Below are 13,701 nucleotides of genomic sequence, written 5' to 3'. Positions count from 1 at the left end.
GTCACCTCAAGGACACTAGGAGAAGCTAGTTGCAGGGACCGTACACCCATTCGACACTGACGTAACGACTGAGCAACACGTCAGTGTCCCTCGTCGGCTAATGTGCCCTCAAGGGGGTGGTCACGGTGGATCGCAAGCCGAGTGTCAGGGTGGACTTATTGCGCTTGGGAGTGATGGACGCTGAGGCGGCCCTGACCCACCACCGTCGTGTGACAGAAACGATCGGGGCTGACCCCAACCGACTGGCGGGATGGGAGCATCATCTCGAGACGTCATGTGACCCTGATCTTGCCCTCGACGCCTTGGCAGATCTTTCACGGCAATCCCCGCACCGTGTCATCGACCTGCTTGGCGCCGATGACTCGGCATGCCGACTGGTGCGCCTCCTGGGAGCCTCCAGGGAGTTGGGTCACCACCTCATCACCCATCCGGACGACCTGGACGACATTGCTCATGATCCCGTGCGCCACAGTCGTGACCAGATCCGCGAGGATCTTCTCGAGGTCGTCGGAGCTCACCAGGATGGTGAGTTCCTGGTGGCCGAGACGCCCACCGGCTCGGCAGCAGATCGGCTGAGATTGGCCAACCGACGTCATCTGGTGCGGATCGCCTGCCGAGACGTCGGCGCAGCCGACCCGACCGAGATCATCGAGGACATCGCCGGTGAACTGGCAGACCTGGCTGATGCCATCGTCACCGCCGCACTGGCTTTGGCGCGCGCTGACTGTCCGGACCACGCCGACGCCCGGCTGGCCGTCATCGCAATGGGAAAGTGCGGGGCCCAAGAACTCAATTACATCTCCGACGTCGACGTCATCCATGTCGCTGAGCCGGCCCGCGAGGGCATCTCAGGAGCTCGGGCTGTTGACATCGCCACCACATTGGCAGCCTCGGTGGCACGGATCTGCTCGGCTCATTCCGCAGCGGGCTCGATCTGGCAGGTCGACGCTGCCCTGCGTCCCGAGGGCAATGCCGGCCCACTGGTGCGAACCATGGACTCGATGTCCACCTACTACGAGAAATGGGCGAAGAATTGGGAGTTCCAGGCACTCCTCAAGGCTCGCCCGATGGCCGGTGACCTCGATTTGGGTCAGAGATTCGTCGAGATGGTCTCACCGATGGTGTGGCAGGTCGGAGAGGCCGAGGGCTTCGTCCCGGAAACCCGCGCCATGCGAACCCGGGTCGTCTCCCTCATCGCGGCCAAGGAGAAGGGACGCGAGATCAAGCTGGGTGCGGGCGGATTGCGGGACGTCGAATTCACCGCCCAGTTGCTGCAGCTGGTTCACGGACGTCACGACGAGTCGCTGCGGGTGAGAGCCACCTTGCCTGCTCTGCGCGCACTGGCTGCTGGTGGTTACATCTCCCGAGGCGCAGCTGAACGTCTCGAGGAGGCCTACCGGCTGGAACGGGTGATGGAGCATCGGGTGCAGATGTTCCGGTTGCGTCGTACCCACCTCCTTCCTGATGATGAGTCAGGTTTGCGCAGGCTGGCTCGGGCAGTCGGGCTGCACACCCCCGACGAGGTGCGCGGTGTGTGGACCGCGACCTCGAAGGCAGTCCTGCGGACTCACGGCCAGGTGTTCTACTCACCAGTGGTGGAGGCTGTTGCCCGGATCCCCACCGAGGATCTGCGGATGAGCCCGGAGGCTGCCAAGGTGCGGCTGAGTGCCTTGGGATTCCATGACGAGGACGCCGGTCTGCGTCACATCGAGGCCCTCACCAGTGGTACCAGCCGAGCAGTGCGTATCCAGACAGCCCTCATGCCGGCCATGCTCGCCTGGCTGGCCGACGGCCCCAGTCCTGACAATGGCCTGCTGGCCTTCCGCCAGGTCTCCGAGGCTCTGGGAGAGTCACCGTGGTACCTGCGCGCAATGCGCGACGAGGGGGCGATGGCTCAACGACTGGCAACAGTGCTGGCGACGTCGAGATATGCCGTCGACGTCCTCACCCGCGCCCCCGAGACCGCACAGGTACTCGTTGACGATGACTTGACCCCGCTAGACCGCGATGACCTGACTCGCCAGATGAATGCCGTCGCCAGACGCCATCACGATGTCGAGGAGGCGGTCGGGGCGATCCGAGCGGTGCGGCGTCGTGAATTGTTCCGGATTCTGGTGGCCGACACTCTCGACGTCACCGACACCCTGCGCATTGGTCAGGCCCTCACCGATCTGACGGGAGCGACGATCGACGCAGCACTGGGCGCAGTCTCGCGAGGAGTTGAGGATGCCCCCCCGATCGGGATCGTCTCAATGGGCCGCTGGGGCGGCCGGGAGTTGTCCTACGGTTCCGACGCCGACTGCCTCTTCGTCGTCGGGGACGGTCCGGGCGCCGTTGAGAAGGCACTGCGCATCGTCACCAGGTTGCGCAACCTGCTCGGCAGGAACGGTGCAGATCCAGCTGTGGTGCTCGACGCGGACCTACGTCCGGAGGGTCGCTCCGGGCCGATGGTTCGTAGCCTGGAGAGTTATCGCACGTACTACGGGAAGTGGTCGAGCACCTGGGAGTCCCAGGCTCTCTTGCGGGCGAACCACGGCGCCGGAGACCCAGAGCTGACGACTGCGCTGCTCCAGTGCGTCGACAACCTGCGTTACCCGGCCAATGGCCTGACGTCCAGCCAGTTGGCCGAGATCCGTAGGCTCAAGGCACGAATGGAGTCTGAGCGGATTCCGCGTGGGATCGATCCGAGACGTCATCTCAAGCTCGGGCCGGGGGGTCTGTCCGACATCGAGTGGACTGCGCAGATTCTTCAGCTGCAGCATGCTGGCACGGAGCCTGCACTGCGCACGACGTCGACGATCGAGGCCCTCGACGCTGCACTGGCTTCCGGATACCTTGACAGCGGGCAGCATGCAGAACTGCGCGATTCCTGGTTGGCAGCCAGCCGACTGCGCAATGCGATCACGGTGGTGCGGGGGCGTCCCAGCGACGTCATCCCCTCGGACTCCATTGATCTTGACGTCATCGCACGGGTTCTGAGGATGGGCCGAGGAGCTTCTGAACAGCTCATCGAGGACCACCTGCGGCACTGTCGGCGTGCGTCCAAGGTCGTTGACGCCGTGTTCTGGAACCAGTGATCAGTCCTGATCGGAGAACTTGAAGGCGTGCGGGCTGGGCACCGGAAGGTTGCGGGCCCAAGCCGGGTCGGTGCACATCCGGGCTACGGCAAGTCCGCAGGCGATGAGGATGACGGTGAGGACGGCGTCAGCTCCGAAAGTAAGGGCCTTCGTCATGTCCTCGCCGTTGAGCCAGTAGACGGTGCGGTACATCGCAGCCCCCGGGACCATGATGACGCAGGCCGGGACGGTCAAGGTGATACGTGGCAGTTTCGTCCTGGCTGACAGCGGGCTGGCGAGGAAGCCGATGACGAGACCACCGACACCGGCTGCCAGCTGAACTGGTAGATGGACGTTGACCAAGGCCAGACGGCACAGGTTCCCACACACTCCCAATGCTGCTGCCCAGGCGACCATGCGCGGCGACGAGTTGAAGAGGATGGCGAATCCGGCAACTCCGCACGCCGTTGCGAGGGCATAGGCCAGCCAAGCCCAAGGATTCGGGAAAACCGTCTGGGCCGGTAGCGGCTGCAGCCCGGTGGCAGCCGAGAACACCCAGGCGGACATCGTCGCTGCCAGAATCAGGCCGACGGAATAGGTCGCTCGGCTCAGACCGGCCGTGAAGTCCATCCTGACCATGTCGAGGATCGAGGTGATCATCGGGAACCCAGGCACCAGGAACAGCAACGAGGCGACGTATCCGGGACCGTGGATGGTGTGCAGGCCGGCCCCGGTCAACAAGTCAGCGAGCAGTAGGTAGACCAGGCAGGCCGCGCTCGAGGCGAGAGCCGCCACCCCGAACTGGTTGAGCCAGCGTCGGTTGAGACGACCACGCACGAACTGTCCGACCGAGGCCGCCACCAGGACGACGAGGGAGTCGGCCAGCGAGAACTTGTTGAGGATGGCGAATCCGGCGCACGCGACCCCGCCTGCCAGGACGGTCTGCCACTCGGCCCATTTCGGACTCACGGTTCGTGAGATGTGGTCCAGCCGTGATTCCAAGTCACGTCCCGTGGTGCCTGCCGGCAGATGATGGGCCAACTCCTCCAACGATGATATCCGGGAGGAGTCGACGCGAACCCGGTACACCTCGCGGGCGACGGTGCGGAAGTTGTCTCCGCGGTGGGCGGTAGCGGTGATCTCGGTGAGTCCGACGGTGGCGTCGATACGGTCCATGCCGAGGGCCTGACCGGCGTCCGACATGGCCCTCTTCACCCGGTAGGACCCGGTACCGGACGACAGCAACATTGATCCCAGCCGGATGACGGCTTCGGTGTCATTGACGAATTCGTGGTCGTGTCTCAGGTCGTCGGTGGGGCTCGGGGAATCAGTGCCTGTCACGTCCCTTTATTGTGCCACTGCGGTTCCAATGGTCCACGGGTCGGTTCGGATGCCCAGATCCCGACAGGGCAGACCAAGTTCCGCGTGGAGACGTCGTGCCACATCTGCGCACCACGGCGACTCGGAGGCCCAGTGAGCGGTGTCGACCAGGGCTGGTCCTCCGACGCGTAGATGTTCGTCGGCAGGGTGATGGCGCAGGTCGCTGGTGAGGTAGACATCAGCGCCGCTGGCTGCCGCGGCGTCGAGGAGGGAGTCTCCCGCTCCGGAACACAGCGCCACGGTGGTGACGGGTTGGTCCGGGTTTCCGGCAGCCCGCACTCCCCAGACGGTGCGGGGGAGACGCTCGGAGACCCGCTGGGTGAAGGAGCGCAGCGTCATCGTTTCATCGAGGTGGCCGATGCGACCGATTCCTGGCGTGGTGGGGCCGGGGCGGGTTCCGGAGTCGATGGCCGTCACGTCGTAGGCAGGCACCTCATAGGGATGGGCATCAATGAGAGCTGAGCGCACCGCGGAGCGTGCCGAGGTGGGGGCAACGACGTGGATGCGCACCTCCTCAACGGTTTCGACCTCATTGGTCGTGCCGAGGGTGGGATGGGAGCCATCGAGCGGGCGGAACTGGCCGTGCCCAACCGTCTCGAAGCTGCACTGGTCATAACCGTCGAAGCGCCCGACGCCAGCATCGAAGAGGGCATGACGCAGCGCCTTGGCACAGTCGACAGGCACCTGAACCCCCCACAGATCCACGGTCTGGGTGACGGGTTCAAGGGGTCGTACGACGATGACGCCGAGGAGCCTTGCGAGGACGTCGTTGACACCGCCAACGGCAGCGTCGGCGTTGGTGTGAGCGCTCATGAGGGCGATGCGGTCAAGGATGAGGCGGTGGATGATGCGTCCCTTGGCGGTGTCGGCGGCCACGGATGTGGCTCCCCTCATGAGAAGTGGGTGATGGACGACGAGCATGTCCGCATGGGCTTCGATGGCGGCATTGACGACCTCGTCGGTCGCCTCCAGTGCGCAGACGATCTTCGTGACGGTGTCGTCGGGGTCTCCACACACCAACCCCGGCGCATCCCACGACTCCGCCAGGGATGGCGGGTACCACTGGTCCAGCACGTCACGTACTCGACCAACGGTCACACGGGCGTCAGAAGGGGAGGCGGTGTGGGATGTATCAGCTGCCATGGGTTCACGGTAGCTTGGAGGTATGACTGCTCCCCGACCAGTGACGATGTTTGTGTGCCTGGCTGCCGTCATGGCTGCAGCAGGGTGCGCCGAGAAGCCCCCAACCGTTTCCGACATGGCGAATCAACCCGGGGCAACACCGATTGCCAACTCGGTTCCTCCTCAGCCAGCGCAGCCGACACCGTCGAAGGGAGCCTCCGGCGCAAGTACTCTGGCCGTTCCGGCGTGCAAGGGGTCAGCACCGGTCGTCCAGATGTCTCCGATGAAGGCGAAGGAGGGAACCAACTCCGTTGAACTGATCGTCCGGAACTGCACTGAGAAACCCTTGGCCGTGCCTGCCGTGCCGACGATCGAGGTGACGTCCGCCGGTTCGCCCGTCAAGATCGCATGGGACTCGTACGGTGTCATTCCGGGAGAAGTGCTCACCGGAATGTGGCGCAAGGTCACCTTGTCGTGGCCTGGGCAAGGCAGTTGTGGTCCCCACCTCCAGGTGATGTCGGTTGAGATTGCCGGCAAGGTCGTGAGTGGCGAAGGATGCTTCATCCCCACGGTGAAGCCACCGGCCACGCCGAACCCCGAGCACGCTGGGAACCCCGACCAGCTGGAATCTCCCAAGCCCGTCCACGGATCGGTAGTGTGGTCAGACTGATGCATGTTCTGCCACTGCAATGCCACGACGGGGAAGGTGTGATGGATGATCGCCGGTCCGGCGACATGCCTCGCGATCTTCGCTTTGTACGCCTCGTTGGTGGTCCTCATGGCGTGGTGCCTGAGGTCCGTCTTCTCCCGGCTCGAACCGTGGGCCGTGGCGGGCGTTTCCCCGGCGATGATCCTGGGGAGCGTTAGAATCCATCGGTGATCGTTGTGACGAATCCGTATCACGCCGTGCGTGCAGCCGTGGCTCAACGTCGTCATGCTGGTTCTCGTGCTGGTGTTCTGGCCGATGGCGGCGGTGGTGTTCGAACGAGGATCTGGTGTCTGATAGCTGGCGCAATCGCGGCAGCGGTCGTCGTTTCTGGGTGCTCGCGACCGATCCCAGCGGTTCCCGAGGCTGTTGTCCCGACCTCGTCGGTGACCTCGACGCCGAGGTATTCGCCGCATCCTCGTCCCCAACCCAGCACATCCCCACAACGGGTGACCAGCGTTGGCGGCGGTGGGGGCGCTCTGACGTGTCGGCAGGGCGAGAAAGTGGCAATGGGGTTTGACGACGTCGGGGCGGCGCTGGGAGCACGAGTGACCCGGCTCATGATCCGTAACTGCGGCACGTCGACGATGAGCCTGCCCGCCATGCCGAAACTTCAACAGGCCACCGAGACAGGAGAGTTCGTGCCGGTGGCGTGGCAGCTTGATGACTCCAAGTCCATACCGAAACGGCTGGCTCCCGGAAAGGTCTCGGGCTGGGAACTGTCCTGGCATAGCAATGGTGACTGTGAGCACCGCGGAGCACGACGGCTCGTCGCAACGGTAGGGACGACGACGGCCATCCTCGAGGGCTGTCTGGACCTAGGCGACGTCCACGCACTGACAGATGAATCCTCGACTGGGCCGAATGGTTCTGACGCCATCCCGATCCCTCAGGGGACCGTGCGGTTTCTGGACTGAAACGAACCGCGCCCCACGGTTCGCACGCTCTTCGTGTATCGGGCCCAATTCTCCACGACGTGACGAGGGGGACGACCGAAGTCGTCCCCCTCGTCACGGGATCACGTCAGGTCGACTCAGATGTCGTAGTACAGGTCGAACTCGTAGGGATGCGGACGCTGCTGCAGGGCAGCCAGGTCGCCACGCTTGAGCTCGATCCAGGTCTCGATGAGGTCCGGGGTGAACACGTCACCGGCAAGCAGGAACTCATGGTCGGCCTCGAGATTGTCGAGGACGGCACCAAGGCTGCCCGGGACCTGATCCATGACAGCGTGCTCTTCCGGAGGCAGCTCGTAGATGTCCTTGTCGACCGGGGCCGGCGGCTCGATCTTGTTCTGAATGCCGTCCAGACCCGCGAGCAGCAGGGCGGCGAAGGCCATGTACGGGTTGGCCGAGGGGTCAGGGCAGCGGAACTCGACACGCTTGGCCTTCGGGTTCGGGCCGGTGATCGGGATACGCATGCAGGCGGAGCGGTTGCGCTGCGAGTACACCAGGTTGACTGGGGCCTCGAAGCCCGGAACCAGGCGATGGTAGGAGTTGGCCGACGGGTTGGTGAAGGCCAACAGCGACGGGGCGTGCTTGAGGATGCCGCCGATGTAGTAGCGAGCCATGTCGGACAGCTGTGCGTAGCCGGACTCGTCGAAGAAGAGAGGCTCGCCGTTCTCCCACAGCGAGGAGTGGACGTGCATGCCCGACCCGTTGTCACCGAAGATCGGCTTCGGCATGAAGGTCGCCGTCTTGCCGTGCTGCCAGGCGACGTTCTTGACGATGTACTTGAACTTCATGACGTCGTCAGCTGCGCGGGACAGGGTGTTGAAACGCCAGTTGATCTCAGCTTGGCCAGCGGTGCCGACCTCGTGGTGGGCGCGCTCGACCTGCATACCCAGACCCTCCATGATGGTGACGATCTCGTCGCGCAGGTCCCCGAAGTGATCGGTGGGGGCCACCGGGAAGTAACCACCCTTGTACTTCACCTTGTAACCGCGGTTGCCGCCGTCCTCGGTACGTCCGGTGTTCCAGGCGCCGGCCTCGGAGTCGATCGAGTAGTACGAGGTGTTCTGACGGGTGTCGAAGCGGATGTCGTCGAACACGTAGAACTCGGCCTCGGGAGCGAAGAAGGCAGTGTCGCCGATGCCGGTGGAAGCGAGGTACGCCTCGGCCTTGAGCGCGATGTTGCGCGGGTCGCGACTGTAGGCCTCCTTGGTGATCGGGTCGTGGACGTTGAAGTTGACGATGAGCGTCTTGCGCTCGCGGAACGGATCGATCCAGGCGGTCGTCGGGTCGGGCAACAGAGCCATGTCCGACTCGTTGATCTTCTGGAAGCCCCGGATGGAGGATCCGTCGAAGGCCAGACCGTTCTCGTACTGGTCCTTGTCGAACTCTCGGGCGGGTACGGTGAAGTGCTGCATGACACCGATGAGGTCACAGAAGCGGACATCGATCATCTCGATGCCTTCCTTCTTGACATAAGCGAGCAGGTCGTCGGGACCTTCGAACATCTTTCCTCCATCGACACGACTGGTGATGTGTTCACGGTAGTCCGTACGGGTTGCTCAGCCGTCACCGTTGTGTTTCGAGCGTGTAACAGCTGCTGCCGGTAGAATTCATCGGGTGAGTGGGATCGAGGCAGCACCAGGCACCCCGATTGGGTTGCCCGCGGAAGGGTGTGGATCGCCGGCGAGTCGGGACGAGCGCATCGGTGCGCTCATCGTCGGCCTGGGAGCATCCGTGGTGCTTGCCGGATCGATTGTTGGGCAGACAGTGATTCGAGGCGGCGATTGGCCCATGTGGATGCCGATGGCGGTCTTCTGCCTTGAGTTCCTGTTCTTCACGACAATGGCAGGCGGGTCCTTCGGCCAGATTGTCGCTCGGATGGCCGGCGTCCCGCTTGGTGCCCTTGGCCTCATCAGGGGGCGGCGAGCGATCGTGCATACATCTATGACAAGCCTCGTCGTTCCCACTCTCGTCATCAGAGCCGAAAGGAGAGGTCCCGACGACCTCGTGCACGGCACCGTCGTCGTCGATCGCAAGTGAGTCATATGCGTGTCATGGTTTTGTCTCGGGGGATTCCGAGCCCGGAAGCTCCGCTGCGAGGACTCTTCGAGTATGACCAGGCAGTGGCGCTACGACAGCAGGCCCACGAGGTCGTGCTGGCTGTCCTCGACGCGCGGTCCATTCGGCATTGGCGCAAGTTTGGCACGCGTGTCGAGCACGCCGCGGAACGCAATGACGGCATCACGGTGGCGAGGCTGGACGTCCCGCTGGGGGCGGTGTCCGCACGCGCCGATCACCGGGTGCACGCCAGAGCAGCCCGACGGCTGCACCGGACCGTCATCGCGGAGTGGGGGACACCTGACGTCGTCCATGCTCATTTTGCACGATTTGCCGCCGCTGCGGCACGGGCCGATTGTCCCGGACCGCTGGTGTGGACCGAACATGATTCCCATCTGGCGAACCCGGACCAACGTCTCCAGGAGGACATTTCCGTCGCCGGGGACCGGGCTGACGCCGTCATCAGCGTCTCCCAAGGCCTGAGTTCGAGGTTGGCCGGGTACGGGGTCACCTCGACGGTCGTGCCCAACATCGTTGATGTCGACCTCTTCGACCGTCCGGCACGGCGCCATGAAGGAACGGTGGTCGTCAGCGTCGCCACCCTCAATCCTGGCAAGGGAGTGGTCGAACTGGCCCATGCCGTCGAGCAGTTGCCCGGAATTCAGCTGCGCATCATCGGGGATGGACCACAACGTCGGCCCCTGGAGGCCATTGCGGCCAACAACACGAATGTCGTCCTGCTGGGTACCCAGCCGCGAGAGCGCATAGCGGAAGAGCTCGCGGGTGCTGACGCCTTTGCCCTGGCCTCCCACTCCGAGACCTTCGGGGTCGCCTGTGCCGAAGCCTTGGCGGCTGGCCTACCGGTGCTGACGACGGCCTGCGGTGGTCCGCAGGAGTTCATCGACGACAGCAACGGCGTGGTCGTCCCGGTGAGGGACGTCGATGCGTTGGCAGATGGTCTGCAACAGGTGCTCGGTCGGTCATGGGACCGCGAGGCGATCGCATGGCAGGCTCGCTCCCGATTCGCGGCTGGTCCCGTCGTTGATCAGCTGGAGGCAGTCTACCGACGGGCGATCTCCCGCCATGCGACGACCTATTGAGCCCGGGTGGAAGACTGGCAGACATGGATCTGACCGCATGGATGGCGAGCGTCAACGGCGTCATCGCGGCCAACGCCTCCCACTCCTGGGTTGTTGCGGTGCTGTGGGGACTGTGCGCCATTGACGGGTTCTTCCCACCCGTCCCGAGCGAGTCCTTCGTCGTCGCCCTGGCAGCAATAGGACATCCGCCGTGGTGGCTAATCATCCCGGTGGCAGCATTCGGTGCGATGTGCGGGGACAACATTGCCTACTGGATTGGGCGTCAGCTCGGACACACCAAACTTTTCAACGGTGGGCCGAAACGGCAGAAGACCGTCACCTGGGCGACTCACCAACTGCGAGTGCGCGGGCCGTTGTGCATCCTGGTCGCCCGATACATTCCCGGCGGGCGTGTCATCGTCAATACCATGGCGGGGGCCACCCGCTTTTCCTATCGCGTATTCTTTCCTGTTGACACGTTGGCCGGGGTTCTGTGGGCTGGATATGCCACCGCGATTGGTGCTGGCGCGGCAAGTTTTCTGGGCAACAACCATATCCTCGCCGCGACGGTCGGGATCACTGGTGCAATCGTCATTGGCGTCATTCTGGATCAGGTCCTGCGGCGAGTGATGCCCGCTCCGCAGAACGACTGAGGGCAAATGGGTACGACGCCTCCGGCGTGCAGGGGGCGCCGTCATGCGATGGGAGGGGGTGGAATCAGGCCCGGCCCTCCTTCTGGGCGTTCTCCTTGCCGGTGGACTTGGTGGCGGCGAGCTGGGCCTCGTCGAAGACGCTGGTCCCGGCGTTCGACTCGTCACCGTCCTCCTCACGGCCAGGGGTGCGCAGGTTCCACTTCGTGATGGCGAATCGGAACACCACGTAGTAGATGGCGGCGTAGACGAGACCGATGAGAAGGAGCAGCAGGACCTTTCCTGCGCTGCCGGACAGCTCGGCAGCTCGTCCGAAGTTGATGATGTAGTCGGTCAGGCCGGCCGAGAATCCGAACCCGTCCTTAATGCCCAGAGCGTTGCACAGGGCCAAGGACGAGCCGGTGAGCAGGGCGTGCACGAGGTACAGCGGGAAGGCTACGTAGGCGAACGCGTACTCGAGGGGCTCAGTGATACCAGTGAGGAAGGCGGTCAGGCCGACCGACAGCATGACGCCACCGGTGATCTTCTTACGCTCCGGCCTGGCGGTGTGGTAAATGGCCAGGGCAGCACCGGGCAGGGCAAACATCATGATCGGGAAGAACCCGGTCATGAAAGAGCCGGTCCAGGCATTGGTGCCGGCCGTGCCACTGAAGAAGCAGGTGATGTCGCCGTGCAGGGTCTCGCCGGCGGCATTGGTGCAGCTACCGAGCTGGAACCACGGCAGGGAGTTGAGCAGGTGGTGCAGGCCGAAGGGAATGAGCAGACGGTTGATGGTGCCGAAGACGAATCCGGTGGCCGGGTTCGACCCGTGGGTCATGATGAACCCGCCGACCTGCTTGTTGAACAGCCAGTCAAAGGCTGGATAGACAAGGGCCATGATGACACCGGCGACCACCGAGGCCGCAGCGGTGACGATCGGAACGAAGCGACGCCCGCCGAAGAAGGCCAGGTAGGTCGGCAGCTTGGTGCGGCGGTATTTCTCGTACATCTTGGCGGCGATGATGCCGATGACGATGCCGCCAAGGACGCCGTAGTTGATGACTCCGGTGTCCTTGGCGAAGTATGGGGCCAGTGCGTGCAGGACCCCACCCTGGGTCTTGTCGGAGGTGCCCGCGCCCGTGAAGGTGAGGTAGCCGATGAGGGCGGCCAGTGCGGTGGAACCATCGGCCTTCTTGGCGTAACCGACAGCCACGCCGAGCGCGAAGATGAGGGGCAGGTTGTCGAAGATCGCGCCACCGGCGCCGGCGAGCACATCAGCGACCGGCTGCATCCAGGATGCGTGCCTGGCCACGCCGTCCGCGCCCAGCACATCGGCCGCTCCGAATCGCATGAGCAGTGCTGCGACCGGCAGGGATGCGATGGGCAGCATGAGGGAGCGTCCGATGCGCTGCATCTGGGAGAACCCGGGTATCTGCCGTTTCTTCTTCGTGCTGGTGGTAACAGCGTCTTTCGCCATGGAGTTCCTCCGCAGTGAGTTCTCATGTCCGACGCCTTTGCCCACATCGGTTCGGCATCAGGTGGTCCATGGTGTGGTATGGACCACCTGATGAAGTGTAGGCCGCCGGTACTGCCACCTCAAGAGGGTGCGCAGAATGTGTGAACGTGAACATTTCGGTCGGGTTGGATCTCCCCTCGGTGGTCAACCCTGCATCCGGGGCATAATTCACGCATGAAGTACGTGACCGTGCGGGATTATCTCGTCGAGCTCATCGACACCCGCCTGTCGGTCGGAGATGTCGTTCCCAGTGAGCGTGAGCTTGCCGAACGTTTCGGAATCTCACGGATGACGGTCCGCCAGGCGGTGGATTCGCTGGTCAACAGCGGACGGCTGGAACGTCGCCGCGGGAGTGGGACCTATGTCCGGGCTCCGAAGGTTGACGTCCAGTCACGGATCTCGTCCTTCAACGAGGAAATGCGTCAACGTGGCATGATTCCCGATACACGGGTGCTGCGCGGGGAAGAGTTGCCGGCGGCCCCGGACGTGGCCGTCTGGCTGGGGATTGAGCCCGGTGAATCCGTCCACTTCATCTACCGGGTGCGGTTGGCCGACGGGGTTCCGATGGTAGTCGAGAGAACCTGGATCTCCACACGAGTGATGCCGAATCTACTGGCGAATGGCGTACCCGCGAGCATTTACGGGGTCTTGGCGAACGCTGGTCTCGTCCCCACCTGGGGGGAGGATGCCATTGAGGCCGTCAGCGGGGATGCGGTGATCTGTGAGCTGTTGCACATTCCGGTGGGATCGCCTCTGCTGGCCATCAACCGCCGTACCTATGCCGATGATCTTGCCGTTGCCTACTCCCGGTCCTGGTACCGGGGAGACCGTTACAAACTGTGGGTGCCGATCTCCGGGCCGCGCAGGACCCTGTATCCACCTCGAGGAGGCTCGTGATGAAGCGTGTTGAACACATCTTGGCAGCGTTGGGGGGAGTCGACAACGTGGTGTCGATCGAGCCGTGTGTGACCCGTTTGCGCTGTCAGGTCCGAAACTGCGGGCAGGTCGACGAGCAAGCGCTGCGTCGTGCTGGCGTCCATGGTGTGACGGTGCAGGGACAGGGCGTCCAGGTGATCGTCGGACCTGACGCGGACCTGCTTGCCTCCGACCTGGAGGATTTGTGGGGAGAGGATCACGAGGCCTGACCGCCTCTTGACATCCGGCGGCCCGATGGAGTTCAGTGTTAATTGTCTGGACCACTTGGA

Annotated in this window: 12 protein-coding genes and 1 pseudogene; 9 read left to right on the top strand and 4 right to left on the bottom strand. The window is 63.8% G+C overall.

Features of this window, described 5'->3' with window-relative positions:
* Positions 1 to 125 precede the first annotated feature (125 nt).
* Positions 126 to 3,077 (top strand): bifunctional [glutamine synthetase] adenylyltransferase/[glutamine synthetase]-adenylyl-L-tyrosine phosphorylase, encoded by a 2,952-nt coding sequence (locus ACUCCZ_RS07385; RefSeq protein ID WP_435916915.1) that lies wholly within the window; start codon positions 126 to 128, stop codon positions 3,075 to 3,077.
* On the opposite strand, the gene ACUCCZ_RS07380 is transcribed toward ACUCCZ_RS07385, so the two are convergent.
* Positions 3,078 to 4,304 (bottom strand): threonine/serine exporter family protein, encoded by a 1,227-nt coding sequence (locus ACUCCZ_RS07380; protein WP_435917059.1) that lies wholly within the window; start codon positions 4,302 to 4,304, stop codon positions 3,078 to 3,080.
* Positions 4,305 to 4,403: 99 nt separating this feature from the next.
* A complete protein-coding gene (locus ACUCCZ_RS07375; RefSeq protein ID WP_435916914.1) occupies positions 4,404 to 5,579 on the bottom strand; it encodes a Nif3-like dinuclear metal center hexameric protein in 1,176 nt (391 codons plus the stop codon).
* A gap of 22 nt (positions 5,580 to 5,601) precedes the next feature.
* On the opposite strand from ACUCCZ_RS07375, the gene ACUCCZ_RS07370 reads away from it, so the two are divergent.
* From ACUCCZ_RS07370 to ACUCCZ_RS07360, 3 genes and pseudogenes are all read left to right on the top strand, one after another.
* The gene (locus ACUCCZ_RS07370; protein WP_435916913.1) at positions 5,602 to 6,228 is read left to right on the top strand and encodes a hypothetical protein; all 627 of its coding nucleotides are present in this window, start codon (positions 5,602 to 5,604) and stop codon (positions 6,226 to 6,228) included.
* A gap of 81 nt (positions 6,229 to 6,309) precedes the next feature.
* Positions 6,310 to 6,417 (top strand): annotated as a pseudogene (locus tag ACUCCZ_RS07365) (YdcF family protein); the annotation flags it as partial.
* Between the two features lie 356 nt (positions 6,418 to 6,773).
* Positions 6,774 to 7,181 (top strand): hypothetical protein, encoded by a 408-nt coding sequence (locus ACUCCZ_RS07360; RefSeq protein WP_435917058.1) that lies wholly within the window; start codon positions 6,774 to 6,776, stop codon positions 7,179 to 7,181.
* 116 nt (positions 7,182 to 7,297) lie between these two features.
* Here ACUCCZ_RS07360 and glnA read toward each other — a convergent pair whose 3' ends face one another.
* Positions 7,298 to 8,719, bottom strand: coding sequence for a type I glutamate--ammonia ligase (gene glnA, locus ACUCCZ_RS07355; RefSeq protein ID WP_435916912.1), 1,422 nt, complete (start codon positions 8,717 to 8,719; stop codon positions 7,298 to 7,300).
* 112 nt (positions 8,720 to 8,831) lie between these two features.
* Between glnA and ACUCCZ_RS07350 the strand changes: the two genes are divergently transcribed.
* The 3 genes from ACUCCZ_RS07350 to ACUCCZ_RS07340 are packed head-to-tail and all read left to right on the top strand — an operon-like array spanning position 8,832 to position 11,004.
* Entirely contained in the window at positions 8,832 to 9,254 is a 423-nt protein-coding gene (locus ACUCCZ_RS07350; RefSeq protein ID WP_435916911.1) for an RDD family protein, read from the top strand.
* 5 nt (positions 9,255 to 9,259) lie between these two features.
* Positions 9,260 to 10,372, top strand: coding sequence for a glycosyltransferase (locus ACUCCZ_RS07345; protein ID WP_435916910.1), 1,113 nt, complete (start codon positions 9,260 to 9,262; stop codon positions 10,370 to 10,372).
* Positions 10,373 to 10,395: 23 nt separating this feature from the next.
* Positions 10,396 to 11,004, top strand: coding sequence for a DedA family protein (locus ACUCCZ_RS07340; RefSeq protein WP_435916909.1), 609 nt, complete (start codon positions 10,396 to 10,398; stop codon positions 11,002 to 11,004).
* Between the two features lie 64 nt (positions 11,005 to 11,068).
* On the opposite strand, the gene ACUCCZ_RS07335 is transcribed toward ACUCCZ_RS07340, so the two are convergent.
* On the bottom strand, positions 11,069 to 12,457 hold the full coding sequence (locus ACUCCZ_RS07335) for a PTS transporter subunit EIIC (RefSeq protein ID WP_435916908.1): 1,389 nt from the start codon (positions 12,455 to 12,457) through the stop codon (positions 11,069 to 11,071).
* A gap of 213 nt (positions 12,458 to 12,670) precedes the next feature.
* Here ACUCCZ_RS07335 and ACUCCZ_RS07330 point away from each other — a divergent pair, with 213 nt between their 5' ends.
* Both ACUCCZ_RS07330 and ACUCCZ_RS07325 read left to right on the top strand, forming a co-directional pair.
* Positions 12,671 to 13,393: a GntR family transcriptional regulator gene (locus ACUCCZ_RS07330; RefSeq protein WP_435916907.1), complete on the top strand. Its 723-nt coding sequence runs from the start codon at positions 12,671 to 12,673 to the stop codon at positions 13,391 to 13,393.
* Positions 13,393 to 13,641, top strand: a complete 249-nt coding sequence (locus ACUCCZ_RS07325) for a glucose PTS transporter subunit EIIB (protein ID WP_435916906.1) — start codon at positions 13,393 to 13,395, stop codon at positions 13,639 to 13,641. The genes ACUCCZ_RS07330 and ACUCCZ_RS07325 overlap by 1 nt, the downstream gene beginning before the upstream one ends.
* Positions 13,642 to 13,701 lie beyond the last annotated feature (60 nt).

It is taken from the genome of Cutibacterium nasicola (assembly GCF_052654715.2).
Note: the sequence above shows the minus strand (reverse complement) of the source record. Positions and strands in the feature narration are given on the sequence as shown.